Raw genomic sequence first — 24,885 nt, forward strand, 5'->3', positions numbered from 1 at the left:
GGTGCGTGTAGCGATCGTCGCGGAGTCGTTCCTGCCGAACATGAACGGCGTCGTGAACTCAGTCTTGCGGGTGCTGGACCATCTGGACCAGCACGGCCATGACGCGCTGGTCATCGCGCCCGACACCATCCGCGGTCTCCCGCCCGCACCCCGCGAGCAGGGCCGGTTCCCGGTCCACCGGGTCCCGGCGATGATGGTCCCGAAAATCAGCTCGCTGCCCGTCGGCCTGCCGCAGCCCGGAATCACCGCGGCCATCCGAGATTTCGACGCCGACGTCGTCCACCTGGCCTCCCCGTTTCTGCTCGGGGCGGGCGGCCTCGGCGCGGCGCTGCGCCTGGACCTGCCGACGGTCGCGGTCTACCAAACCGATGTCGCCGGTTTCGCCAAGAGCTACGGCCTCGGCCTGGCCAGCCGTGCGGCCTGGGCCTGGACGCGACGCCTGCACGAAGGCGCCACGCGCACCCTGGCACCCTCCACCGCTGCCGCGGAAGACCTTGCACGCCATGGCATTCCGCGCGTGCACCGCTGGGGCCGCGGCGTCGACATCGCCCGGTTCCACCCCAACGCCCAGCGCGCGGGTCTGCGCGCCGGGTGGCTGGCCGGTCAGGAGAAACTGCTCGTCGGTTTCGTCGGCCGGCTGGCACCGGAAAAGCATGTCGAACGCCTGGCCGTTCTCGCCGACGACCCGACGATCCAACTGGTGATCGTCGGCGACGGACCGGACCGAGCCCAGCTCGCCGCCCTGATGCCGACGGCTGTCTTCACCGGCGAACTCGGTGGCGCCGAACTCGCCCAGGCCTACGCGAGCCTCGATGTCATGGTCCACGCGGGCGAACACGAAACCTTCTGCCAGGGCGTCCAGGAAGCCCTGTCCTCCGGCATTCCGGTGATCGGACCCGACGCCGGTGGGCCTCGCGACCTGATCGCCCACTGCCGCAACGGATACCTGCTGCCGGTCGACCGCTTCAGCGAACTCCTCCCGAGCGCGGTTGGCGCCCTGCGGGATCCAGACATCCGCGCCCGATTCGCCAGGGCCGCTCGCAAATCCGTGCTGCACCGCACCTGGCCTGCCATTTGCACCGAACTGATGGGCCACTACGCCGATGTCACCGGCACTCGAATTCAGTTGCCGCACACGGCTTGAGCCAGTTGCGAAACCTGGGCCATCCAGCCCACCGGTGCCGTTGGGTCCCGGGCATCGACATGCCGGAACAAACGGGCAACCGCGGCTGGAGGTCCGGCTGCAAAACACGCCGGGAACAACCTGGTGAGCACCGACTCACGAGGTGACGAATATGCCTGCGGTAACCGCATTTACGGCAGCGAGGGCGGATTGATCGGCGATGGATTCGTCGATGGGGTCGCCACTGGCGAGAAGGCGGTAGTAGAGGGGGGCGGAGACCGCCGAGAGGACGGCGCGGGGGTTCGTGCCGGGTGGGGCCTCGCCGCGGGTTATGGCGACTTCGACGCAGGGGGACCATTCGCGTAAGCGGATGTCATAGAAGCGGTGCAGGGCGGTGGCGGCGGTTTCGTCGCAGGTGCCTGCGGCTATGACGGCGCGGAAGAGGCGGCCTTGACGGGGGTCGGCAAGGGTTTTGGCGACGAGGCGAGCGTTGGCGGTGAGGTCGCCGAGGAGGGTGCCGGTGTCGGCGCGGGCGACCGATTGCTCGGCCATGTCGGCGAGCAGGTCGGCGACCAGCGCGGAGGCGGTGCCCCAGCGGCGATAGACGGTGGTTTTGCCGACCTCGGCTTTGGCTGCGACTTCGGTGAGGTCCAGGTGAGCGAAACCGCGTTCGGCGAGAAGGTCCCCGGCGGTGCGCAAGACTGCTTCGCGGACGCGGGCGGTGCGACCGCCTGGGCGGATCGAACCTGGTGAGAGCTCTTCCTCGGGCATTAATGGGTCTCCAGTTCCATTTGTGGCGAATCGGGTGTAGCGTTCCAAGCGTTAACGGAACTATAGACCCTTTAGGAGTCATCATGGAGTACCGGCGGCTCGGCGCATCAGGTTTGGTTGTCCCGGCTTTGAGCTTCGGCGCGGGGACCTTCGGCGGGCGAGGTGAGCTGTTCAGCGCATGGGGCGACACCGATGCGGAGCAGGCTCGGCGGCTGGTCGACATCAGCCTGGAGGCCGGCGTGACCATGTTCGACACGGCCGACGTCTATTCCGACGGCGCCTCGGAGGAGGTGCTCGGGGCGGCCATCAAGGGCCGGCGGGATCAGCTGCTGCTGTCGACCAAGGCGAGCCTGCCGACCGGACCCGGGCCGTACGACGCGGGGTCGGGCCGAGCCCGATTGATCGGCGCCGTCGAGGGATCGCTGCGCCGGCTCGGTGTGGACTACATCGACCTGTTCCAGCTGCATGCCTTCGACGCGCACACGCCGGTCGAGGAAACCCTTGCGGCGCTGGACGATCTGGTCAAGGCAGGCAAGATCCGATACCTCGGAGCCTCCAACTTCGCGGGCTGGCAGCTGATGAAATCGCTCGCCGCCGCCGATCGCCGCGGCCTGACTCGCTATGTGGCACACCAGGTCTACTACTCGCTGGTCGGTCGCGACTACGAGTGGGAACTGATGCCGCTGGGCCAGGACCAGGGTGTCGGTGCGGTCGTGTGGAGCCCGCTCGGCTGGGGCCGGCTCACCGGCAAGATCCGTCGCGGACAGCCACTTCCGGCCGGCAGCCGCCTGCATCAGACCGCCGAGGCGGGCCCGCCGGTCGATGACGAGGTGCTCTACAACGTCGTCGACGTGCTCGACGAGATCGCCGCGGAGACCGGCAAGACGGTGCCGCAGATCGCGCTGAACTGGTTGCTGCGGCGGCCCACCGTGTCGACGGTCATCGTGGGGGCTCGCAACGAAGAACAGTTGCGGCAGAACCTCGGTGCGGTCGGCTGGGAGCTGGATGCCGAGCAGGTCGCCCGCCTCGACAAGGCGAGTGCCACCACTCCCCCGTACCCCTACTACCCGTACTACCGGCTGCCCGACTTCACGCGGCTCAATCCGCCTGCCGTCTGACGGTGATCAGTAAACGTCGCGGACGTAGCGCTTTTCGGCGATGAGCTGCTTTTTGAAAGCGAGCGCTGCGTCCTCGTCGAGTTTGCCGTGGATGCGGGCGATGGTGAGCAAGGTGTCGTCGACGTCCTTGGCCATCCGGGCGGCGTCGCCGCAGACGTAGAAGTGGGCGCCGTCGCGCAGCCAGGACCAGAGCTCGGCGCCGTGCTCGATCATGCGGTGCTGCACGTAGATTCGTTCGCGCTGATCTCGGGAGAAGGCGAGGTCGAGGCGGGTGAGGAAGCCGGAGCGGAACATGTCTTCGAGTTCGGCGCGATAGTAGAAGTTCTGGGCGGCGTGCTGTTCACCGAAGAAGAGCCAGTTGCGGCCGGTGGCGCCGAGGGCGCGGCGTTCCTGCAGGAAGCCGCGGAAGGGAGCGATGCCGGTGCCGGGGCCGACCATGATCATCGGTGCGGTCGGGTCCAGCGGCGGCCGGAAGTGCGGGGCGCGCTGCAGGAAGATCGGGACCTGGGTGTCGGCGACACGGTCGGCGAGGAAGGTCGAGCAGACTCCGCCGCGGCGGGCGGCCGCGGCGACCGGATCGCCGTAGCGGACGACGCCGACGGTCAACTGCACTTCGTCGGGGTCGACCAAGGGCGACGAAGAGATCGAATACTGGCGTGGCTGTAGCTTTTTCAGGGTGCCGAGCCATTCCACGAGGTCGGCCTGGACCGGGAAGTCACGCAGGACGTCGGCAGCTTGACGGTCCCACAGGTAGCTGTCGAGCTCGTTGCGGTTGTCGCGGCGCAGCAGTTTCGCCAGTCGCACACTGGTATTGCGCTCGGCGATGAAGGTCAGCAGGTCGTGGCTGACTTTGGTGATGTCGTAGCGGGTGCGCAGGGCTTCGGCCAAAGGCATTTCGCGGTCGTCGATTTCGATGCCGCGGCGACCGTCGAGGCCGGTCGCGGTGAGCCACTCACCGACCAGGAAGTCGCAGTTGGACGGCCAGATGCCGAGGGAGTCGCCGACCTCGTAGCCGGCGTCGAGGCCGCGCAGGTCGAAACCGAACTGGCGCACCTCTTTCGGGGAACCCGAGCGGGACAGGACTTGGTTGCGGACCAGGGGCACCGACAGCGGAGCGTTGCGGGTGAACAGTGCCGGCTCCGCCCGGCGGGTGCGACCAGGCGCGGGTGAACTCGGCAGCAGCAGAGTGGATCCGCTGGGTCGAGGCTGGGCCAGGATTCGGGCACCGGCGGTGGCGAACTCCCGCTCTGCCGGAAGCTGCTCCACCTCAGCGCTGTTGGTGCCACCGGACCCGCCCGACTCGGCGCCCCCGCCGAGCGCGGCGAGCACCTCGTCCAACCAGCGGGCGGCGGGTTCGTCGTAGTCCGGTTCGCTGTCGACGCGTGGAAGTAGCCGTGTAGCACCGCGTTCGGCGAGTTTCTGATCGAGTTTGCGGCCGTGACCGCAGAAGTCGTCGTAGGAGGAATCGCCGAGGGCGAACACCGCGTAGCGCAGGCCGGTGAACCGAGTCGCGCTGTCGTCCAGGCGTTCCCAGAAATCGGCGCCGTTGTCGGGCGGACCACCGTCGCCGAAGGTGCTGCTGATGAACAACACATCGCCGGTCAGCGCAGTGAGCTCACAGGAATCCATATCGAGCAGCCGCGGCGCAAACCCGGATTCGGCGAGCTGCTCGGCGACCGAGGCGGCGAATTCCTCGGCATTGCCGGTCTGCGACGCCCACAGCACCGTGACCGGCCTGGCGGCGGTCTCGGCAACCGATTCGACCGCCGCACTGCGGGAGTACATCCCGGCGAGCAGTCCGTCGATCCACAGACGACTACGGGTCGACAGGGGCGCGGATTCCGGCAGCACCGGCTGACCGGCCACCGGAAGTGATTGCAGCGCAGCCAGGTACCCGCTCAGGTAGATCTGCTCGACGTCACTCAATGTCGGTGCGACGCCGGTATCCAGGCCCAGCATCACCGCCAGCGGATGCGGCCCGGAGTCCGGGACAGCCGGGGCGGCAGGCACTTCCGCGGCGGGAACCACCGCCACCCGGCGCAGCGACACCGCGCACGCCTTGAATTCGGGCTGCAGCGAGGCCGAGTCGACCGCGTCATTGGTGACGGCGTTGATGGTCAAATACTCCCCCTGCTCGTCGTTCCAGTGGAAGGGCGCGAAGCAGTCGCCGGGCCGCACCCGATCGCTGATCTGCACCGGAAGCACGGCTCGCCCGCGACGGGACGCGATTTCGAGCTGGTCCCCGGCGGCTACGCCGAGTTGCTCGGCGTCCTCGGGATGCACCTCGACGAACGGCTTGCCGTTCAGCTTGGTGAGCTTGCCGATCCGCCCGGTCTTGGTCATGGTGTGCCACTGATGTTGCAGCCGACCGGTATTCAGCACGAACGGGTAGTCGTCGTCCGGCATCTCCGCCGGCAGCATGTGCGGACGCGGCCAGAACACCGCCCGCCGGCTGGGCGTGGGGAACGCCAGCCGCGGCTGCTGCCCGGCCTCGTCGACGAAAAGGTCCTGGCTGACACCGTCGTTGAGATAGCGGATGGGGTTGCGGCGGCGACCGGGTTCCGGGCACGGCCACTGCATCGGCCCCTCACGCAATGCCTCGTAGCTCATCCCCCGCAGGTCGTAACCGGTCACCGGATTGGCGAACTGCTTGAGCTCGGCGAAAACCTCGGCGCTGGACGTGAAATCGAAGCCGGGGAAGCCCATGGCCGTGGCCACCTGCGCGATCAGCAGCCAATCCGGGCGTGCCTCGCCGATCGGATCGACGCTGCGCTGCAGCAGGGTGAGATTGCGCTCCGAATTCACCATCACCGCATCGGCTTCCGCCCACAGTGTGGCGGGTAGCAGCAGATCGGCATAGGCGTTGCTGGCGGTGTCGATATAGGTGTCCTGCACGACGACCAGTTCAGCGGCCTCCAGCCCGGCGATGACGGTCTTCCGGTTCGCCATGGAGGCAACGGGATTGGTGCAGATGATCCAGGCGGCCTTGATCTTCTCGTCCGCCATCTCCCGGAACATCTCGACGGTGCCGGGTCCGGCCTCGGTGCGAATGGTTCCGGGCCGCAGACCCCACGCGGTTTCCACGAAGGCACGATCGGCAGGCGCGAGCAGACTCCGTTGACCGGGCAAACCCGGTCCCATATAGCCCATTTCGCGCCCGCCCATGGCGTTCGGCTGACCGGTCAGCGAGAACGGCCCGCTGCCCGGCCGGCAGATCGCGCCGGTGGCCAGGTGCAGGTTGCAGATGGCGTTGGTGTTCCAGGTGCCGTGGGTGGACTGGTTCAGCCCCATCGTCCACAGCGTCATCCACTCGCCCGCGGCGCCGATCCACTGTGCGGCCGTGCGGATATCGGCTTCGGCCAAGCCGGTGATCTCGGCAACCCGAGCCGGGGTGTACTCGGCGAGGAACTCGGGCATCGCGTCCCAGCCCTCGGTGTACTCGCCGATGAAATCCTGGTCGATGTCGTCGTTTTCGACGAGCAGGTGCAGCAGACCGTTCAGCAGCGCCAGGTCGGTGCCCGGCTGCAGCTGCAGGAAAAGGTCGGCGCGGGCGGCGGTGTCGGTGCGGCGCGGGTCGGCGACGATCAGCTTCGCACCCGACTTGAGGCGATCGGCCATGCGCAGGAACAGGATCGGATGACAGTCGGCCATATTCGCGCCGATCGCGAAGAACAGGTCCGCGTGCTCGAAATCGTCGTAGGAGCCGGGCGGGCCGTCGGCGCCGAGCGACTGCTTGTAGCCGGTGCCCGCGCTGGCCATGCACAGCCGCGAATTGGCTTCGAGGTGGATGGTCCGCAGATAGCCCTTGGCGAGCTTGGTGGCGAGGTACTGCGCCTCCAGCGACATCTGACCGGAGACGTAGAGCGCGATCGCGTCGGGGCCGTGCTCGTCGAGGATGCCGCGCAGGCGCTCGGCGGCTTCGCGCACGGCCTCGTCCACCGGGACCGGGACCGGCGCTTGCCCGCGTTCGGGCCGCCGGTAGGCGGTTTCCATCCGGCCCGGCGCCCGCATCAGCTCCAGGTGGGTGGCGCCCTTGGTGCACAGCCGGCCCGCGTTCGCCGGATGCAGCTTGTCTCCACTGACCTTCGCGATCACCGGAGCGCCGTCGGGACCGGGTTCGGTCTCGACGGTGATGCCGCAGCCGACACCGCAGTACGAGCACGCCGTGCGGGCGGGGTTCGTTCCTGCGTCGGTCATGCCACCGATCATGGCCATCGGCCATTGCGGGCCATTTACCCCGCGTTATCGACAGATGACAATTTTCCTCACCGACAAAATTCCCGGCGGTGAGATTCGAGTCTGACCTGGCGTTTTACCGCCCGGAAACCTCATGCGTGAGTGATCTCACGACTTCTCAGAGCTTGTATCCGCGGTGTAGCGCGACGATGCCGCCGGTCAGATTGCGCCATTTCACCGAGGACCAGCCCGCATCGGCGATCCGCAGCGCCAGCTGGCGCTGGTTCGGCCAGGCCCGGATGGATTCGGCGAGATAGACGTAAGCGTCCGGATTGCTGCTGACGGTGCGCGCGACCTGCGGCAACGCCTTCATCAGGTACTCCATGTAGACGGTCTTGAACACCGGAACGACCGGCGTCGAGAACTCGGCCACCACCAGCCGGCCACCGGGCTTGGTGACGCGCAGCATCTCCCGCAGCGCCTGCTCGCTCTCGGAGATATTGCGCAGCCCGTAGGAGATGGTCACCGCGTCGAAGGAGTCGTCGGCGAAGGGCAGCGCGGTCGCGTCGGCCGCGACCATCGGCACGTTGCGGTGCTGGCCGGCGTGCAGCATGCCCTTGGAGAAGTCGGCCGCGAGACACCAGGCGCCGGATTTCGCCAGATCGAGTGTGGACACACCGGTGCCGGCTGCCAGGTCGAGCACCCGCTCGCCCGGGCGCGGCGCCACCGCTTTACGCACCGCCCAGCGCCAATACCGGTCTTGGCCACCGGAAATGACGGTGTTGGTGATGTCGTACCGCTTCGCGACCCCGTCGAACATCGACGCGACCTCGTGCGGCTGCTTGTCCAGCGAGGCCCGAACCGATTCCCGCCGCTCTGTTTTCGCCACGCCCCCGACAGTAATGCGAAGCATGATCACTGGGCTATGGCGGCAGGTGTAACCCTGGTGACTATGCGGGGTTTCGGCCCGTCAGAGCCAGGACGCGGTGGAATACGGGCGCGTCGGCGGGGACCGGGACGACGGGGCCGAAGAGGCCGGGGGTCCCTTCGGGCGGAGTGTCGCGCAGGAATTCGAGCAGTACGGCCAGGTCGGACTCGCGCACGTTCAGCTGCTGGCCGGTGGCCTGGGCGAGATCCCAGCCGTGAATGACCAACTCGTCCAAGGCGACCGTGGCCATGATTTCGGCGGGCATCGTGACACCCCCGGCTTCGGTCTCGCCCGCCCAGGCGGCAGGTTCCCGCCAGGCCTCGACGAGCGCCTTCAGCTGCGCCGGAATGCGGTCCCGCCAGTCGGGGACCAGTTCGGCATCCGGGCCGATGGCCGGGGCCTCGGACCGGCCGACCGCCTCCTTGGTCGCGGCCTGCCGGAAGGCCTCGGTCAGGCCGACGACGTGGACGAGCAGATCGCGCACGGCGATGTCGGCCATCGGGGTCGGGGCGGTGAGCTGATCGTCGGAGATACCGGCGACAACCGCCGCCATGGCGGAAGCGGCGGATTCGAAGTCGAATACGGGGTTCATCGAGGCTCCTTCGGGCATGAGACGTCCTTTCCCGGTATGACGATGCGAGCCACGAGAATTCATCGGTCCCCGCGGCTTCCCGCACCCCGCCCGCGAGCGCCCGACGCTACTCGCCGACACCAAGTCGTGACGGCGAAAACCGCTGGAAAGGAGGAGAATTGGAAGATGAAGGGTGATCGTGTGGAGATCGTCGTCGACTTCGGCGCCGGGTCTCGCAGTTACGAAATCGCCGCCACCCGAGCAGGGCGGCGGGTAGATGTGCGCATCGCGCGCGGAGTAGTCGAAGTCAGTGAGGTGACGCGCACCGGCACCGCGGTGCGCACCGCAAGGTTCATGGCCAACCGCACGTTGGCGCTCGTGGAATATCCGGCCAACGGGACGGGCGCGCTCGACGGCGAATAGCGCCCGCTCAGCGCGGGCTGGTTGCCGGATCTGCCCATCCAGCGCAATCTGGGGGTGTCCCGCCCGGGGCACTGGGTAACCGGTGAGCACACAGTCGCGGAGAGGAGCGCACGATGATCGATCGCAGCACGACCCGCACCTGGGACGAGGTTCCCGAGGCCGACCTCATGGAGCAGTCCGTACCGGCCTATCCGGATCCGGCCACGGAAGCCGAGGCCTTCGATCGCGAGGTGGCCGACCATGTCGACCGCGACGCGTTCACGGCGAACGAGGCCGACGTGGTCGAGCAGTCGATCCCCGTCCCGCTCGATGACGAAGACCGCGGTGATCCGGACGCCGGGATGGATGGCGGCGGCCCGGAATACACCGAGGAGATCTAGATCTTCGCGCGCAACGCCGCGTGCAGTTCTCGCAGGCCCGACCGCTCGGTCGCGACCTCCAGCACGCGCAGACCATGCGCGTTGCCGGTGAGTTCCGCGACCAGCTGATCGGTGTCGACCTGGCGGTGCGGAATCCGGTAGGCGGCGCACAGCGCGGCCAGATCCATGCCGTGCGGTGTCCCGAAGACCCGCTCGAACACGCCCGCGTACTGCGGGTCGCCCTGTTCGAGCAGCTCGAAGATGCCGCCGCCGTCGTCGTTGGCGACCACGATGGTCAGATCGGCCGGGCGCGGCTCGCCCCGGCCGATCAGCAGACCGGCAGCGTCGTGCAGGAACGTGAGGTCACCGATCAGCGCGACGGTGCGGCCGGTGTGCGCGAGCGCCGCGCCGACCGCCGAGGACACGGTGCCGTCGATGCCGGCGACACCGCGGTTGGACAGCACCTTGATGCCCGGGCGCGGATGTGAGACGAGCGCCGCATCGCGCACCGGGTTGGAGGCGCCCAGCAACAACTGATCGCCCTCACGCAGCGCGTCCATCACCACGGCCGCCACGTGCAGGCCCGTCGGCTTCGGATGCCGCGCGAGTTCGTCGCGCACCACCTGGGTCGCCTTCGCGTTGAAATCGCGGCAGCGCGCGAGCCATTCGGCGCGCGGCGCACCGATGGTCACCGCGCGCGTGCCGGTGCCGACGACATTGCCGGAGACATCGGGCCAGCGCGGACCGGTGGTCAGCGCGAAGACGGTGACCTCCGGATCGGCCAGCACCCGCGATACCTGGCGATGCAGGGTGGGCCGGCCGGTGATGATCGCCTGCCGCGGCTGCAGCAGCGCGAGCGCGAGCGGATGCAATGTGGGGCCGTGCAGCGGCGCGGTGGGTTCGGCGACGGTCGGCAAATCGGCCAGTTCCGGCCGCAGGCCCGCGCCGTGACCGGAGATCACGACGGTGTCGGGTGTCAGGTCGATATCGAGCGGAACGTCGAGGGTGGCGTACTGCGTGGCGGTCCACGGCCGGCCCGACTCGCGGCCCAGCGGCGCGACCTCGCCGGGCACCGGAAGTCCGCCCACCGCATCGCTATCGGGCACCAGCGGCTCGCGCAGCGGGATGTCGAAATGCACCGGGCCCGCGTTGCCCGAGCGGGTGCCGCGCGCGGCGGCCAGCACCCGGCACACCGCCGAACGCCACACGCTGTTCTGCTGGCTGTAGCAGCCGTTGCCGTTGTCGACGCCGAGCTCGGCCAGCCCGAGGCTGATCGTCGCGCGCACCTGGCTACCGAACAGCCCGAGCTGTTCGACGGTCTGGTTGGCGCCGGTGCCGAGCATTTCGTAGGGCCGGTTCGCGCTGAGCACGATCAACGGCACCCGCGCGTAGTTCGCCTCCAGCACAGCGGGACCGAGATTGGCCACCGCGGTCCCCGAGGTCATCACCACCGGCACCGGGCAACCGCTGGACACCGCGAGACCGATGGCGAGGAAGCCCGCGGTGCGCTCGTCGATGCGCATGTGCAGCCGCAGCCGCCCGGCCGCGTCGGCGGCCTGCAGCGCGAAAGCCAGCGGAGCGTTCCGGGAGCCGGGACACAGGACGACATCCCGCACACCCCCGCGCACCAGTTCGTCGACGACTACCTGCGCCTGTGCTGTAGACGGGTTCACGCCTCCAGCCTCTCAGACAGTAGGTCCCGAGTCTTCGTCACCCTGCTCACAGTAACTGCCAGCACAGAGCCGTTCCCGGTTGCATGAAAAACGCCGCACATCGAAGTGCCCGGCGGGGCAACCGGATTCGATGTGCGGCGTTAGGGAAATCAGCCAGCGTGGCGCTGGACCAGGTCGCCGACGCGGGGCAGGGCCTCGATGACGTTCTTCTTGGCCGAGGAGCGCACGGCGGAGTAGGCCTTCTTCAGGGCCGGGCGGGTCGAGGCTTCGGCGCGGGCGTCGGTGACCGCCAGCAGGGCCTCGGCGACCGCGTCGGACTTCGCGACGAGCAGGTCGGCGAACTTGCCCGAACCGTTGGCGGCGTATTCCTGCCAGAACGGCTCCAGCTGCTCGATGAGCTTGGGGGCCAACGACTCCAGCGCGTCCGGAACGATGGTCGGGCTGACCTTCTTGGCCGCCGCGTAGGCGCCCTTCACGGCCAAGCCGGACGCGCCGCCCTTGTCCGACACCTCGGCGTCGAGAACCTCCTTGGCATCGGCAAGGAAAGCCGTACGATTGGCGTCGTTGAGCAGGGATTCAGACAGTGCTGCAACCACTTTCAGGTTCCTCCGGATCGATGTCGATGAACGAGCGCTGGCCACTATACGCACCACTGGCACCAGGCATGTGGCGCTGCCCGATTCAGGGCTGCCAGGGCAGCAGTTGAACCATCAGTCCTTCACAATCGGCGAGGACTTCGCCCTGCTCATCGACCAATTCGGCGGTAATGAAAGTCTTGCGGCCCTCGGTCCGATCGACCCGGCCCCGAACGGTCAGCGGCGTCTCCAGCGGAGTGATCTTGCGGTAGTTCACATGCAGATACGCGGTCCGGCTGATCGGGCGACCGGCGTAGTGCACGATCATGCCGAGCAGGTCGTCGAACAGCAGCGGGAGCACGCCGCCGTGCGCGGCGCCGTTGCCGCCCAAGTGGAATCGGCGGAACTCGCCCGCCATCGTGATGCCGTCGGGTCCGGCTTCGACTGTGCGCCAAGGCAAGAGCAGCAGGCTGCCGCGGCCGGGGAGCTTCACGGCGCGACCGGCGGGGCCCTGAAGTTCGGGGGCCCGGTGCGGCTCGAGCAGATCGATCAGTTCGTTCGCCTTGGCGAGTGCCGCGCCGAAGACCTCGTCGGGGGCATCGACACAAACGGTGAGATCTTGCAGGGTGCGCATCGCCTCGACGAACGGTCCGAAATTCGTCCCGATCTCGGCCTGGGAGACCTTCGGGAAGCCACCGTGCTTCTCGTACCGACTCTCGTCGACCATGCTCCGGTCGATTCGCGGCCGCGCACCGTTGCCTGAAACCGGTTCCACTTGCTCGTTCATAACTTGCACGGTAACGCGTCTTTTTACACCGTCAAGTCCTGAGCATCGCTAACCGCCCACTGGCTAGTGAGCGCCGCGCGACGATAATCTCTGGCGTGACGTTCAATCCGAAGTTGTGGCGGCCCGTTCCTGGTTTCGAGAACCTGACCGACATCACCTATCACCGGCATGTCGACCAGGGCACCGTCCGGATCGCCTTCGACCGCCCCGAGGTGCGCAACGCCTTCCGCCCGCACACCGTCGACGAGCTCTACCGCGCCCTCGACCACGCGCGGATGACACCCGACGTCGGCGCGGTCTTGCTCACCGGCAACGGCCCCAGCCCCAAGGACGGCGGCTGGGCGTTCTGCTCCGGTGGCGATCAGCGCATCCGTGGCCGCAACGGTTACCAGTACGCCAGCGGCGAGACCTCCGACACCGTCGACCAGGCCCGCGCGGGCCGGCTGCACATCCTCGAGGTCCAGCGGCTCATCCGCTTCATGCCCAAGGTCGTCATCGCCCTGGTCAACGGCTGGGCGGCGGGCGGCGGGCACAGCCTGCATGTGGTCTGCGACCTCACCCTGGCCAGCCGCGAGCACGCCCGCTTCAAGCAGACCGACGCCGATGTGGGCAGCTTCGACGGCGGCTACGGCAGCGCCTATCTGGCCAAGATGGTCGGCCAGAAATTCGCGCGCGAGATCTTCTTCCTGGGCCGGCCCTACACCGCCGAGGAAATGCATCAGATGGGTGCGGTGAACAAGGTCGTCGACCACGACGAGCTGGAGAACGTCGCGCTGGAGTGGACCGCCGACATCAACGGCAAATCCCCGCAGGCGCAGCGCATGCTGAAGTACGCGTTCAACCTGCTCGACGACGGACTGGTCGGCCAGCAGCTCTTCGCCGGCGAGGCCACCCGGATGGCGTACATGACCGACGAGGCCGTCGAGGGCCGCGACTCCTTCCTGGAGAAGCGCGCACCCGACTGGACCCCGTACCCCTGGTACTTCTGACCCGGACGGACACGATGGAGATCCTCAGCAGCCGAATCATCCTGCGGCCCGCCGACTATCCGGCCACGCTCGCGTTCTATCGCGACGGGCTCGGGCTGGCGATCGCGCGGGAGTATCCGGGCGGCACCGTTTTCTTCGCTGGGCAGTCGCTGGTCGAGGTCGCGGCGCACGGTGGGCCGGGTTCCTCGACCGCGTTCGGCGGCGCGATCTGGTTGCAGGTGCGCGAGATTTCGGACGCGGCCGCGGAACTGTCGATCAAGGGGATCCCCATCGATCGGGCTCCGGTGCAGGAGCCGTGGGGCCTGATCGAAATGTGGGTGCGGGATCCGGACGGTGTGCCCGTCGTGCTGGTCGAAATTCCGCCGGACCATCCGATCCGGCGGGATACCCGCAGTTCAGACCACTGATCAATGATCTTGTGGCGGGGCACAAGTTGCCAACCCCGGCCCCGGCGAGGACGATAACGCTCATACGCGGCGTCCTTCCCGAGTCCAACGATGTGGCTCGCACCTGCCGCTGATCGAATACCGAGGGTCTCCGACCGACGATGTCCGGGCACCCCGATGCGTACCCGCCCGACGAGTGAATCGCAGACACCCATGCCTGGCGTAGCTGGACCCCTTTGCAAACCGACCCGTTCCGCGTACGGCGGCGCGGGCATGACACGATCCCTAACGTGAGAGGGCGCAACGATCGAACCATGTGCCAGCGTGCCCTGCGCGCGACGGAGCCGAGCGCCAGCGAGGCGCAGTCGTGAGTAGGAAACTGCGCACGCTGCCGATGCCCACCGGGTCCGGTGTCGGCGATGTCCTGCCGCATCTGCGGGAAGCGTTGGAGGGCAACGGGCCCGCGTGGCTACCGATCCCCACCAGCGACCGCCGCGAAGCTCGCCGCCTGTCCGACGCACTCGGGCCGGGCGAGCCGATCGAGGAGGATGTCGCGCTGGTGGTGACCACCTCCGGCACCACCGGTGTGCCGAAGGGCGCCATGCTCAGCGCGGCCGCGCTGCGGGCCAGCGGCGCCGCGACACACGAGCGGCTCGGCGGGCCGGGCAGCTGGCTACTGGCGCTGCCGACCCATCACATCGCCGGAATCCAGGTGCTGCTGCGCAGCATTCAGGCCGGGACCGAACCGACCGTGCTCGACGTCTCCGGCGGGTTCCTCCCGGAAGCGCTGGCGGGAGCCATCTCCGGGATGCGCGGACCGCGCCGCTACACCGCGCTGGTCCCGACCCAGCTCATCAAGGCCCTCGACGCGCCCGTCGCGGCGGAAGCCCTCGCCCAGCTCGACGGTGTCCTCGTCGGCGGCGCGGCCACTCCCCCGCACATCCACGAACGCGCTAAAGCGGCCGGTATCAACGTGGTTCGCACCTACGGCATGAGCGAAACCTGCGGCGGCTGCGTCTACGACGGTGTCCCGCTGGACGGCACCGAGGTCCGCATCGAAGACGGCCGCGTCGTCCTCGGCGGCGCCATGATCGCCGTCGGCTACCGCGGCCAGCCCGACCACCCGGCCTTCGCCGAACCCGGCTGGTTCCGCACCGAAGACGCCGGCACCTACGAAGACGGCGTCCTGTCCATCAGCGGCCGCCTCGACGAAGCCATCATGACCGGCGGCCTCCTGGTGATCCCGCAGGTCGTCGAGGCCGTCCTCGGCACCCACCCGTCGGTCAGCGAGTGCGTGGTCCTGGGCCTCCCGGACGAACGCCTCGGCCAGCGCGTCGCCGTTGCCGTCGTCCCGGCCAAGGGCGCTGCCAACCCCACCCTCGACGAACTCCGCGAACATGTCGTCCGCGAGCTCGACGCCATCGCCGCCCCCCGCGAACTCGCCATCTTCGACGAGCTCCCGTTGCACGGTCCCGGCAAACCCAACCGCGCCAAGGTCCGCGAACTCCTGCTCAGCGAGCACACACCGAACTAGCCGCCGGCGTGCAAGAGGTCGTGTGATCGCGGTGCAAGGGCGGTGCAAGAACGAGCGCTCAATGTAGTCGGCATGACTTCATTCGCACCCACTTCAGCACTCGCCGTCGAGGCGAACGAGCTGGTCAAGGTGTTCGGGGAGCAGCGCGCCGTCGACGGCGTCAGCCTGGCCGTGCCGCAAGGTTCGGTGTATGGCGTGCTGGGACCGAACGGGGCCGGCAAGACCACCACTATCCGGATGCTGGCCACGCTGTTGCGGCCGGACGGCGGTAGCGCTCGCATCTTCGGGCGCGACGTCGTCGAGCAGCCCACCGCTGTGCGCTCGCTCATCGGCGTCACCGGGCAGTACGCCTCGGTGGACGAGAAACTGACCGCTACCGAGAACCTGATGATCTTCTCGCGGCTGCTCGGTCTGAGCCGGGCCGATGCCCGCCGCAAGACCGCCGAGCTGCTCGAGGAGTTCGACCTCACCGAGGCCGCCGACAAGCCGCTCGAGCACTTCTCCGGCGGTATGCGGCGCCGGCTCGATTTGGCCGCCAGCCTGATCTCGACCCCGCCGCTGCTGTTCCTGGACGAGCCCACCACCGGACTCGATCCGCGCACCCGCGTCCAGATGTGGGACACCATCCGCCGGCTGGTCCGCGAGGGCGCGACGGTGCTGCTCACCACGCAGTATCTGGACGAGGCCGATCAGCTGGCGGACCGGATCGCCGTCATCGATCACGGCAAGGTGATCGCCGACGGCACCGCCGACGAACTCAAAGCCTCGGTCGGCGGCTCCTCGCTGCACCTGACCCTGGCGAACCGGGCCCAGCTCGACGAAGCGCGGCGCATCGTCAGCGACTTCCTCGGCGCCGAAGCCCAGATCACTCCCGAAGCCGGTCGGCTCACCGCACCGCTGCGCACCGCCGATATGACCACCGATCTGTTGATTCGCCTGCGCGAGTGGGAGATCGGGGTCGACGAGATCAACGTTTCCAAGCCCAGCCTGGACGAGGTCTTCCTCACCATCACCGGCCGCCCGGCCGCGAAGGACACCTCCGCCGAGACCGAACGGAGCGCGGCATGACCGCAACCCTCACCGCCCCAGCGGATTCCGGACGCATCCGCGCCGAGATCCCCGAGGTCAGCAACCGCGTCAGCCTGCGCCAGACGATGCGGCACTCGATGACCATGGCCTACCGTGGCCTGCTGAAGATCAAGCACAATCCCGAGCAGCTGTTCGACGTCACGATCCAGCCGATCCTGTTCACCGCGCTGTTCGCCTTCATCTTCGGCGGCGCGATGTTCGGCTCGGTGGACAACTACCTGCCCCTGTTCATCCCCGGCATCCTGGTCCAGACCGTGGTGCTGACCTCCATCGTCACCGGCACCCAGCTGCGTGAGGACATGGACAAGGGCGTCTTCGATCGATTCAAATCGCTTCCGATCGCCCGCATTTCGGCGCTGTCGGGCGCATTGATCGCGGACATGGTCCGCTACTTGATCGCGACCACGCTCACCGTGATCATGGGCCTGATCCTGGGCTACCGGCCCGGCGGCGGCTTCGCCGGCGTGCTGGCCGCGTGCCTGATGGTGATCGTGTGCTCCTTCGCGATCAGCTGGATCTGGGCGCTGGTCGGCGTCACCGGCAAGAGCGCCTCCGCGGTGCAGGGCATTTCGATGATCATCATGTTCCCGCTGACCTTCGTCTCCGGCGCCTTCGCCCCGGTCGAGTCGATGCCCGGCTGGCTACAGGGCATCAACAAGCTCAACCCGGTCTACTACATGGTCAAGGCGGCGCAGGAACTGATGAACGCCAACCATTACGGGCCGAACCTGGCGTGGTCGCTGCTCGGGTCACTGGCGGTGATCCTGATCGTCGCACCGATCACGGTGCGGGCGTACATGCGTCGGGCTTAGCAATCCGAATAATGTTGCAGGGCCGAGAGATTCCGCGGAATCTCTCGGCCCTTCCCAGTTTCCGAGGCGCGCCAGGCGTCAGCGGCCTTCGTGAATCTTTCGCAGCAACTCCATGATTCGATCCGCGGCCCGTTTACGGCCCAGACGCGCGACCCGGTGGAGAGTCTCCTCGACCCGTTCGGCGCCGACGCTCGCCCGGGCCGCGTCCAGGTGTCGATCGATCCGCATGGACGGATAGTCCTGGCGGGCTTGGACTCTCGTCGCGAGGCTGAGCAGTTCCAGGCCGCGGGCCGGGGCGGTCCCGGCGGCGAGGAGATAGGAGCCGATCGCACAGGCTACCGAGCCGAGTTGGGGCAGGTCGTGGAGCTGACTCAGGATCGCCAAGGCATTGTCGACGAGATGGGCAGACAGGTCGCCGGTGTCGGCGACCGCGCCGTGCAGGATGTGCGCGTCGAGTGCCATTGCTCCGAGCATGATGCTGCCGGGCCCTGGGCCGAGCGTGGGTTCGGGCCAGTTGTAGAGCTCGAGGGCACGCCAGTGGCGGCGCAGTCCGTTCCCGATATCGCCTTCGGCCAGTGCGAGTTCCGCTGCGGCGCCGGTGACCATGCCGGCGAGGTGGTTCGGCGCGCCGGACATTCCGTCGATCTCCGTGGCGTCGGGTCCGAGTGCGAGATCGATTTCCTGCCGGGCCCGCTCCAGTTGACCAGCGCCGACCAGGGCCGCCGCGAGGTGGGCGCGGGTCTCGATGCTCTCCTCCGAAGTGCCCAGTTGCCGGAGCAGTTCGAGGCAACGCGTGTAGTAGGTGACCGCCTCGTCGTAGCGCGCGACCTGCCCGCAGACGCCCCCGAGATGCCGGCACACCATGGCCACGTTCCAAACCTCGGCAGGCGGGAACTCCTCCAGCGCGCGGATCGCGTCGACGGTGGAGCCGCGCACGTCGCCCATGTTCTCGCGGACGTTCGCGCGCAACATCAGCGCGCTGGACCGGGTTGCCGGGTCGGATGAGCGGACGCCGACGGCGAGCAACCTGCCGACGCCCTTGCCGTCGGCCCGAGTCACCATGATCCGGCCCATGAACTGGTCGTGCGGGCTGATGTCACCGCGGCGCAGCAGGCGGCGCACCCGGACCCGGAGCCGCGCCAAGGCGCGGACGTCGTCACCGATATAGGCCAGGTGCAGGAATACCAGCAGGTAGCAGGTCATCTGCAACTCGATGGACGGCTCGTCCGGGTCCCCGACCGGGTCGAGCGCCAGTAGGCGCTGCACCCAGCCCATCACCTCGACGTGTGAACCGCGGATCACCCAGAAGCAGCCGAGCACCGGGAACACCGTGTACATCGTCACCGCGTCGCGTCGCTCGACCGCGTACCGCAGCACCGCCAGCAGGTTGTCGAGTTCGGCGGCCACCGACAAGGCCAACCGGATCTGATCGGCCTGCTCCCTGGTGTCGGCCGCGGCATTGGCGAAACGGCGCGCCCACAAAACCATTCGATCCATCACCTGGTCGGACTCGCCCGCGAGTGCGAGCTGTTCCTCGCCGAATTCGCGCACGGTTTCCAACATGCGATAGCGGGTTCCGAGCCGGTCGTCGTCGAGCACGGTGAGCAGTGACTGGTTGACCAGCCCGTCCACTGCCGCCGCGACATCGCCGAGGTCACCGGCCACCACCTCGGCCGCGGACAGCGTGAAACCCGCCGGGAAACGGCACAATCGGCGCAGCGCCAGTTGCTGCTCGGGTTCCAGGAGATTCCAGCTCCAGTCGATCACCGCGTGCAGCGTGCGATGGCGTTCCGGCGAGCTGCGATCACCGGTGCGCAGCAACGCGAACCGATCCGTGAGCCGATCGTTGATGTCCTCGACGCTCATGGTGCGCACCCGCGCGGCCGCGAGTTCGATGGCCAGCGGCAGGCCGTCGAGGGTGCGGCACAGTTGTGCGACCACTTCTGGATCCAGCCGGACCGAGGGACGCACGGCGCGTGCCCGCGACATGAACAGGTCGGTGGCAGGTGAACCCGCGGCGTCGATTGCCAAGGGCGGCAAGGGATATACCGTCTCGGCGGTGATCATCAACGGTGCACGGCTGGTGCAGAGCACGGTCAGTCGCGGGCAGGCACCGATCAAATCCGCGACAACCACCGCGACCGTCTCGATCAGGTGCTCGCAGTTGTCGAGGATGAGCAGCATCGGGCGGGCCGCCAACGCATCCCGCAACCGCTGCCGCGCCTCAGGGACGTAATGGTTACGCAGAGCTGCCAACTCGTCGAGCTCACCGCTCGAAAGCTGCCTGGAAGCCGCCGCCTCCCGCAACCGCTGCTGCGCGTCGGCGACGTACTGTTTACGCAATCCCGTTGTATCCATCGGCAATTCGCTCAGTCCGAGGCCGGCGCTGATCGCGCCCTCGATCTCCGCCCGCGTACCCTCCGCGGCGCGGTCGGCCCGGACGGAGGCGAGTTCCACCAGCACCACCGGAAGATGCCGGGCGGCACGAGCGCCGACTTCATTGGCGATACGGGTCTTTCCGGTGCCACCGGGCCCGAGCACAGTGACCACCCTCGACTCGGGCAACAGCAACCCGAGCGCGGACAAGTCATCCTCCCGCCCCAGCAGAGCATTCGGCGCGGCGCGCAGTCCGCTCGCCATCGAGGCCTCGCCGCCCACCTTCGGCGCCACCGTCGCTCCACCATCCCGGCGAACACTGGGATCCGTTGCACCACCGAATACTTCGCCTCGACCGGCCGGACGAACGCCCAGACCCCGTCCTTCGGACGTAGACGACACACCTCTCGGACCGCGCGAGTCAGTCGACGGCGGTTGCCCGATGCCGTTGCTGCTCAGTGGTTCTCCGCGCAGAATCGCGGTGTTCAGGTCGACCAGGTCGCGGCCGGGGTCGGCGCCCAGCTGGTCGCCCAGTCGAGTGCGGAAGGCGGCGAAGGACTCCAGCGCTTCGTTCCCTCGGCCGGTCAATGCCAGCAGGCGCATGAGGGTCTGCTGGGCGGGTTCGTCGAGCGGTTGTTCGGCGGCAAGCCGGCGGGCGATGCGGAGTGCGCCGTCGAAGTCGCCGCAGGACTGATGGGCCGTCAGTTCGAGGGTGTCGAGTTCACGTAGTCGGGCCTCGGCGGTGGTGGACAACTCGTCGGCCACTCCGCCGGACGGGAGATCGGCGCCGGGTTCGCCGCGCCACAGCTCCCTTGCGTGGGCCACCGCTTGGACACAGCCCGGCACATCGCCGTTGTCCAGGCAGACGCGTGCGTCCCGGAGCATCTCGGCGGTCAGGGTCAGGTCGACCTGGTCGGGTCGCAAGGTCAGCCGGTATCCGGCCGGGCCGATCTCCAGCGCACCGTCCGGCAGCGACGAGCGCAGGCGCGAGACCTGTGTGTGCAGGGCGTTCATCGGGGCGCGCGGAGGCTGCTCGCCCCAGACGTCGTCGATCAGGGCTTGGGCGCTGCGGGCGCGGCCCGGGTGCAGGGCCAGAGCGGCCAGCAGCAGGCGGGATCGGCTGCCGGGCACCGCGGTGAGCGTGCCGTCGCGGCGTAGCGCGATCTCACCCAGCAGGGCCACCACGACCGATTCGCCTGCGGGCTTCGCCACTCGACTGTGCCCATTCGGGCCGCTGTGTTCCGGCAACATTCCTCGGCAATCGTAGCGAGTGACACGCACTCGGTCCTCTTGGTTTCCGGCGCGTGGCGCGGGCCGGGGCGCTTGTGGTGTGCCGCACGCCCAGGAGGCCGGAGGCGGTCGCGCCCATTAGGCTCGGCGCATGGCTACTGCAGCGCAATGGATCGAGGGCGCGCGCCCTCGTACTCTGCCGAACGCGATCGCGCCGGTGCTGGCGGGCACCGGGGCGGCTGCCGCACTGGACGGTTTCGTGTGGTGGAAAGCCGTTCTGGCGCTGCTGGTTTCGCTGGCGCTGATCGTCGGCGTGAATTACGCCAACGATTACTCCGACGGTATCCGCGGCACCGACGACGAGCGGGTCGGGCCGTTGCGGCTGGTCGGGTCCAAGCTGGCTTCGCCGGCCGCAGTGAAGAACGCGGCGATCATCAGCCTCGCGATCGGCGCGGTGCTCGGTCTGGTGCTGGCGGCGACGACCGCGTGGTGGCTGCTGCTGGTCGGCGTGGCCTGCCTGGCGGGGGCCTGGTTCTACACCGGCGGCAGCAAGCCCTACGGGTACAGCGGATTCGGTGAGATCGCGGTGTTCGTGTTCTTCGGGCTGATCGCGGTGCTCGGGACCGAGTTCGTGCAGGCCGAGAAGATCGACTGGGTCGGCGTGGTGCTCGCGGTGGCGGTCGGTTCGTACTCCAGCGCGGTCCTCGTCGCCAACAACCTGCGCGATATTCCGACCGATACCGAGTCCGGGAAGACCACGCTCGCGGTCAAGCTCGGCGATCCCCGCACGCGCACACTGCATTTGGCGCTGCTCGTGATCCCGTTCGCGGCGACGCTGGTGCTGGTCGCGAAGACCCCGTTCGCGCTGGTCGGCCTGCTCGCGATCCCGCTCGCGGTGCGCGCCAACGCCCCCGTCCGCGGCGGCAAGAAGGGCCTGGAACTCATTCCGGCACTGCGCGATTCCGGCCTGGCACTGTTGGTGTGGTCGGCCCTGACCGCGCTGGCCCTCGGCTTCGCGTAGGTCCGGAGACAGGCAACGCACCCCCTGTGGATGTCCACAAGGGGTGCGCCGAGCCGAGCCCGTCAGTCGTTGTCGGGCACCAGGATGCCCAGCACCCAGTTGACCAGCCAGATGATGACGCCGCCGAGGATCGCCGCCCAGAAACTGCCGATGTGCAGGCCGTAGTCGGAGAACGCGTCGGTGATCCACGAGGTCAGGAACAGCATCAGGGCGTTGACGATCAGCAGGAACAGCCCGAGCGTCAGCACCACCAGAGGCAGCGAGAGCATTTTCACGAGGGGTTTGACCAGGGCGTTCACCACGGTGAACACCGCCGCGATGACGAGCACGGTGATGATTTTCCCGCCGTTGCCCTGGTCCGCCGGATAGACGATGTCGATCTTGTCGACCCAGGCGGCGGCCAGCCAGATGGCCACTGCGTTGATGATCAACCGAATCAGAAGCTGCATGGGGCCATGCTAGGCCCGATGGACGCTCGGGGCGCGTTGCAAAACACGGTGACCAGTCCGGTTTCGGTCGCATATTTCAGGCAGCGCGGTCGAGCAGGCCGTGCACCTTGGCACGCAGTGCGCCGATCGCGTCGGAACCGCCGAGCAGCCGCGTGGTGGTCTCGTTCGGCGCCCGCAGGATGCCGAGCAGAATGTGCCCGGCTTCGATGCTGTTGTCCTTGCGGGCCAAGGCTTCGCGCAGCGAGAGCTCCAGCACCTTCTTGGCCTCGCGTGAGAAGGGAATGTGCGCGAAGTTCTTTCCGCGGGCGAAGAATCCGCGCTTGCCCTCCGTGGGCACGGCCCGGTCGAGCGCGTCCGCACCGAAGGTGGCCTCCAGGCTTTCCCGCACGGCGTCGAGGTCGATGCCGATGGAACGCAGCGCTTCGGCATCCGCCTTGCCCAGCGGACCGGCTTCGCCCTGCTCGGTCAGTGCGTCACAGACGCCCGCGTGGGTGATACCCGCCGCGGCGAGTAGCGCCTTGAGGGTGTCGTCGCCCTGCGACAACAGGCCGAGCAGCACATGCTCGACGCCGATATTCGGGGCATGCAGTTGGCGCGCGTCTTCCTGCGCGACGACCACGGCCATGCGGGCTTCTTTGCTGAACCGTTCGAACATCAGCGGCTCCTGCCTTTCCGGTTGTACTTCTGGTGGACCGCCTGCTTGCTGACCTCGAGCGCTTCCGCGATGGATTGCCAGGACCAGCCCTGTTCGCGGGCATTGGCGACCTGGATCGCTTCCAGTCGTTCGAGCAGCCGACGCAGTGCGAGTACCGCGCGCAGCCCGACCGTGGGGTCGGGGCTGCCGGCGGCGGCCGCCAGAGTGGTTGCTTCTGTCATGTCGTCAATTTTGGTTGACGAGGCGCCATGTGTCAACAAAAATTGACGACGGCTGCCGTTCGCCCTGAGAAGAACGCAAAACACCCCCGCATTCGGAACGCGGGGGTGTTCGACGAGCAGATCTAACCGGTCCAGGCGCCGGTGGCGTGGAACTTCTCCATGATCGCGGTCGGCTCGGCCAGGCTCATGCCCTGCGCGGCGACCCAGGAATCGTCGAAATACGTACCCGCATACCGATCTCCGCCATCACAGATCAGCGTGACGACGCTGCCGGAGCGGCCCGCGGCGAGCATCTCGCCGATCAACGCCCACACGCCCCACAGGTTGGTGCCGGTGGATCCGCCGACGCGCCGGCCGAGGGCGACGCTGGCATGCCGCGCGGCCGCGATGGAGGCGGCATCGGGCACGTGGATCATCCGATCGATGACCTGTCCGATGAACGAGGGCTCCACCCGAGGCCGGCCGATTCCCTCGATGCGCGAAGACATTCCGGTGTGGAAACCGGCGTCGGCGTTCTCATAGCCGCCGTAGAAGGCCGAGTTCTCCGGGTCCACCACGGCCAGCTTCGTGGCATGCCGGCGGTAGCGGATGTAGCGGCCGATGGTGGCGCTGGTGCCGCCGGTACCCGCGCCGACCACCACCCACTCCGGGACCGGGCACGGCTCCAATTCCATTTGCTGGAAGATGGATTCGGCGATGTTGTTGTTGCCGCGCCAGTCGGTGGCACGTTCGGCGTGGGTGAACTGGTCCATGTAGTGGCCGTCGCATTCGCGAGCCAGCCGGGCCGCCTCGGAATACATGTCATCCGGCTTCTGCACGAAATGACAACGGCCGCCTTGCGCTTCGATGAGCGCGATCTTCTGCGGCGAGGTACTCGCGGGCATCACCGCGACGAAATCCAGGCCGAGCAGTTTCGCGAAATACGCCTCGCTGACGGCGGTCGACCCCGAGGACGCCTCCACCACGGTGGTGCCCTCGGTGACCCAGCCGTTGCAGATGGCGTACAGGAACAACGAGCGCGCCAGGCGATGCTTCAAACTGCCTGTGATGTGGGTGGATTCGTCCTTGAGGTACAGCTGGATGCCCCACTCGGCGGGCAGCGGATAGCGCAGCAGATGGGTGTCGGCGCTGCGCTGGGTATCGGCGTCGATGAGGCGAACCGCGTTGTCGACCCAGTCCCGCGGTGCGCTCTGATCGCAGAACTTCACTTGTCCTCCGCCTCGCCCCGCAGGCGGGCGCGCAGCTGCGCCTTGTCCGCGCGGCGCTGGGCGTCGACCACCGCGATGTCCTCGTTGACCTGCGTGCGCAGCCGCTTGAACAGCGTCAACGACAGCGGCATCGCGATGATCAGCGCGAACAGCGCCGCCACCACGATCGGGATCTCGACCTTGACCAGCTTGGCCACCAGCACGATCACGGCCGCGATGACCGCGACCAGTACCAGCCTGGCCAGGGTGTACAGCGCGAGATTGCGGACCAGCCGCTTGTTCGGCTTCGGGGTTTGCTGGGCGGATGCCCGATCTGGCTGAGTTGCGTCGCTCACGTCTGCCAGCGTATGCGAAGCTGTTGCCCGCCCTCGGTCCCTACCCATCGCCGAGGTCGGGCGCTTATCCGTTTTG

Annotated in this window: 23 protein-coding genes; 10 read left to right on the forward strand and 13 right to left on the reverse strand. The window is 68.0% G+C overall.

Features of this window, described 5'->3' with window-relative positions:
• Nucleotide 1: 1 nt before the first annotated feature.
• Nucleotides 2–1,144 carry a glycosyltransferase family 1 protein gene (locus IBX22_RS14435; RefSeq protein WP_309234611.1) on the forward strand — a complete coding sequence of 381 codons (1,143 nt, stop codon included), beginning with the start codon at nucleotides 2–4 and terminating at the stop codon, nucleotides 1,142–1,144.
• Nucleotides 1,145–1,279: 135 nt separating this feature from the next.
• On the opposite strand, the gene IBX22_RS14440 is transcribed toward IBX22_RS14435, so the two are convergent.
• Nucleotides 1,280–1,894: a TetR/AcrR family transcriptional regulator gene (locus IBX22_RS14440; RefSeq protein WP_194816094.1), complete on the reverse strand. Its 615-nt coding sequence runs from the start codon at nucleotides 1,892–1,894 to the stop codon at nucleotides 1,280–1,282.
• A gap of 83 nt (nucleotides 1,895–1,977) precedes the next feature.
• Between IBX22_RS14440 and IBX22_RS14445 the strand changes: the two genes are divergently transcribed.
• The gene (locus IBX22_RS14445) at nucleotides 1,978–3,012 is read left to right on the forward strand and encodes an aldo/keto reductase (RefSeq protein ID WP_194816095.1); all 1,035 of its coding nucleotides are present in this window, start codon (nucleotides 1,978–1,980) and stop codon (nucleotides 3,010–3,012) included.
• A 6-nt stretch (nucleotides 3,013–3,018) separates the two neighbouring features.
• Here the strand turns inward: IBX22_RS14445 and IBX22_RS14450 are convergent, their stop codons facing one another.
• From IBX22_RS14450 to IBX22_RS14460, 3 genes are all read right to left on the reverse strand, one after another.
• The gene (locus tag IBX22_RS14450) at nucleotides 3,019–7,209 is read right to left on the reverse strand and encodes a bifunctional nitrate reductase/sulfite reductase flavoprotein subunit alpha (protein WP_228538815.1); all 4,191 of its coding nucleotides are present in this window, start codon (nucleotides 7,207–7,209) and stop codon (nucleotides 3,019–3,021) included.
• A gap of 157 nt (nucleotides 7,210–7,366) precedes the next feature.
• Nucleotides 7,367–8,101, reverse strand: a complete 735-nt coding sequence (locus IBX22_RS14455; RefSeq protein ID WP_194816096.1) for a demethylmenaquinone methyltransferase — start codon at nucleotides 8,099–8,101, stop codon at nucleotides 7,367–7,369.
• Between the two features lie 37 nt (nucleotides 8,102–8,138).
• Nucleotides 8,139–8,708 carry a TIGR03086 family metal-binding protein gene (locus IBX22_RS14460; protein ID WP_194816097.1) on the reverse strand — a complete coding sequence of 190 codons (570 nt, stop codon included), beginning with the start codon at nucleotides 8,706–8,708 and terminating at the stop codon, nucleotides 8,139–8,141.
• A 165-nt stretch (nucleotides 8,709–8,873) separates the two neighbouring features.
• Between IBX22_RS14460 and IBX22_RS14465 the strand changes: the two genes are divergently transcribed.
• Nucleotides 8,874–9,110 carry a hypothetical protein gene (locus tag IBX22_RS14465; protein WP_194816098.1) on the forward strand — a complete coding sequence of 79 codons (237 nt, stop codon included), beginning with the start codon at nucleotides 8,874–8,876 and terminating at the stop codon, nucleotides 9,108–9,110.
• A gap of 113 nt (nucleotides 9,111–9,223) precedes the next feature.
• Nucleotides 9,224–9,490: a hypothetical protein gene (locus IBX22_RS14470; protein WP_194816099.1), complete on the forward strand. Its 267-nt coding sequence runs from the start codon at nucleotides 9,224–9,226 to the stop codon at nucleotides 9,488–9,490.
• On the opposite strand, the gene menD is transcribed toward IBX22_RS14470, so the two are convergent.
• The 3 genes from menD to IBX22_RS14485 all read right to left on the reverse strand — a co-directional run bounded on the left by menD (nucleotide 9,487) and on the right by IBX22_RS14485 (nucleotide 12,504).
• Nucleotides 9,487–11,142 (reverse strand): 2-succinyl-5-enolpyruvyl-6-hydroxy-3-cyclohexene-1-carboxylic-acid synthase, encoded by a 1,656-nt coding sequence (gene menD / locus IBX22_RS14475; RefSeq protein ID WP_194816100.1) that lies wholly within the window; start codon nucleotides 11,140–11,142, stop codon nucleotides 9,487–9,489. The genes IBX22_RS14470 and menD overlap by 4 nt on opposite strands.
• Before the next feature lie 149 nt (nucleotides 11,143–11,291).
• Nucleotides 11,292–11,738 carry a DUF6918 family protein gene (locus IBX22_RS14480; protein WP_194816101.1) on the reverse strand — a complete coding sequence of 149 codons (447 nt, stop codon included), beginning with the start codon at nucleotides 11,736–11,738 and terminating at the stop codon, nucleotides 11,292–11,294.
• Nucleotides 11,739–11,823: 85 nt separating this feature from the next.
• Nucleotides 11,824–12,504: a PaaI family thioesterase gene (locus IBX22_RS14485; protein ID WP_375540241.1), complete on the reverse strand. Its 681-nt coding sequence runs from the start codon at nucleotides 12,502–12,504 to the stop codon at nucleotides 11,824–11,826.
• A gap of 95 nt (nucleotides 12,505–12,599) precedes the next feature.
• On the opposite strand from IBX22_RS14485, the gene IBX22_RS14490 reads away from it, so the two are divergent.
• The 5 genes from IBX22_RS14490 to IBX22_RS14510 all read left to right on the forward strand — a co-directional run bounded on the left by IBX22_RS14490 (nucleotide 12,600) and on the right by IBX22_RS14510 (nucleotide 17,314).
• Entirely contained in the window at nucleotides 12,600–13,493 is an 894-nt protein-coding gene (locus IBX22_RS14490) for a 1,4-dihydroxy-2-naphthoyl-CoA synthase (RefSeq protein WP_194816102.1), read from the forward strand.
• Between the two features lie 14 nt (nucleotides 13,494–13,507).
• Complete coding sequence (locus IBX22_RS14495) at nucleotides 13,508–13,900, forward strand: VOC family protein (protein ID WP_194816103.1); 393 nt, start codon at nucleotides 13,508–13,510, stop codon at nucleotides 13,898–13,900.
• Between the two features lie 373 nt (nucleotides 13,901–14,273).
• Nucleotides 14,274–15,413, forward strand: coding sequence for an o-succinylbenzoate--CoA ligase (gene menE, locus IBX22_RS14500; protein WP_194817682.1), 1,140 nt, complete (start codon nucleotides 14,274–14,276; stop codon nucleotides 15,411–15,413).
• Nucleotides 15,414–15,485: 72 nt separating this feature from the next.
• Nucleotides 15,486–16,481, forward strand: coding sequence for an ATP-binding cassette domain-containing protein (locus IBX22_RS14505; RefSeq protein ID WP_194816104.1), 996 nt, complete (start codon nucleotides 15,486–15,488; stop codon nucleotides 16,479–16,481).
• The gene (locus IBX22_RS14510) at nucleotides 16,478–17,314 is read left to right on the forward strand and encodes an ABC transporter permease (RefSeq protein ID WP_194816105.1); all 837 of its coding nucleotides are present in this window, start codon (nucleotides 16,478–16,480) and stop codon (nucleotides 17,312–17,314) included. The genes IBX22_RS14505 and IBX22_RS14510 overlap by 4 nt, the downstream gene beginning before the upstream one ends.
• A gap of 78 nt (nucleotides 17,315–17,392) precedes the next feature.
• Here IBX22_RS14510 and IBX22_RS14515 read toward each other — a convergent pair whose 3' ends face one another.
• Nucleotides 17,393–20,902, reverse strand: a complete 3,510-nt coding sequence (locus tag IBX22_RS14515) for a BTAD domain-containing putative transcriptional regulator (RefSeq protein WP_309234612.1) — start codon at nucleotides 20,900–20,902, stop codon at nucleotides 17,393–17,395.
• Nucleotides 20,903–21,071: 169 nt separating this feature from the next.
• Between IBX22_RS14515 and IBX22_RS14520 the strand changes: the two genes are divergently transcribed.
• Entirely contained in the window at nucleotides 21,072–21,941 is an 870-nt protein-coding gene (locus tag IBX22_RS14520) for a 1,4-dihydroxy-2-naphthoate polyprenyltransferase (RefSeq protein WP_194816107.1), read from the forward strand.
• Nucleotides 21,942–22,003: 62 nt separating this feature from the next.
• On the opposite strand, the gene IBX22_RS14525 is transcribed toward IBX22_RS14520, so the two are convergent.
• The 5 genes from IBX22_RS14525 to IBX22_RS14545 all read right to left on the reverse strand — a co-directional run bounded on the left by IBX22_RS14525 (nucleotide 22,004) and on the right by IBX22_RS14545 (nucleotide 24,809).
• On the reverse strand, nucleotides 22,004–22,390 hold the full coding sequence (locus IBX22_RS14525) for a phage holin family protein (RefSeq protein ID WP_194816108.1): 387 nt from the start codon (nucleotides 22,388–22,390) through the stop codon (nucleotides 22,004–22,006).
• Nucleotides 22,391–22,466: 76 nt separating this feature from the next.
• Entirely contained in the window at nucleotides 22,467–23,045 is a 579-nt protein-coding gene (locus tag IBX22_RS14530; RefSeq protein WP_194816109.1) for a Clp protease N-terminal domain-containing protein, read from the reverse strand.
• Nucleotides 23,045–23,266 (reverse strand): helix-turn-helix domain-containing protein, encoded by a 222-nt coding sequence (locus IBX22_RS14535; protein ID WP_194816110.1) that lies wholly within the window; start codon nucleotides 23,264–23,266, stop codon nucleotides 23,045–23,047. Before IBX22_RS14535 ends, IBX22_RS14530 begins: the two co-directional genes overlap by 1 nt.
• A 122-nt stretch (nucleotides 23,267–23,388) precedes the next feature.
• Nucleotides 23,389–24,474 carry a PLP-dependent cysteine synthase family protein gene (locus IBX22_RS14540; protein WP_194816111.1) on the reverse strand — a complete coding sequence of 362 codons (1,086 nt, stop codon included), beginning with the start codon at nucleotides 24,472–24,474 and terminating at the stop codon, nucleotides 23,389–23,391.
• The gene (locus IBX22_RS14545) at nucleotides 24,471–24,809 is read right to left on the reverse strand and encodes a DUF4229 domain-containing protein (protein ID WP_309234613.1); all 339 of its coding nucleotides are present in this window, start codon (nucleotides 24,807–24,809) and stop codon (nucleotides 24,471–24,473) included. The genes IBX22_RS14540 and IBX22_RS14545 overlap by 4 nt, the downstream gene beginning before the upstream one ends.
• Between the last annotated feature and the right edge of the window lie 76 nt (nucleotides 24,810–24,885).

It is taken from the genome of Nocardia sp. XZ_19_385, from assembly GCF_015355755.1.
GTDB lineage: Bacteria > Actinomycetota > Actinomycetes > Mycobacteriales > Mycobacteriaceae > Nocardia.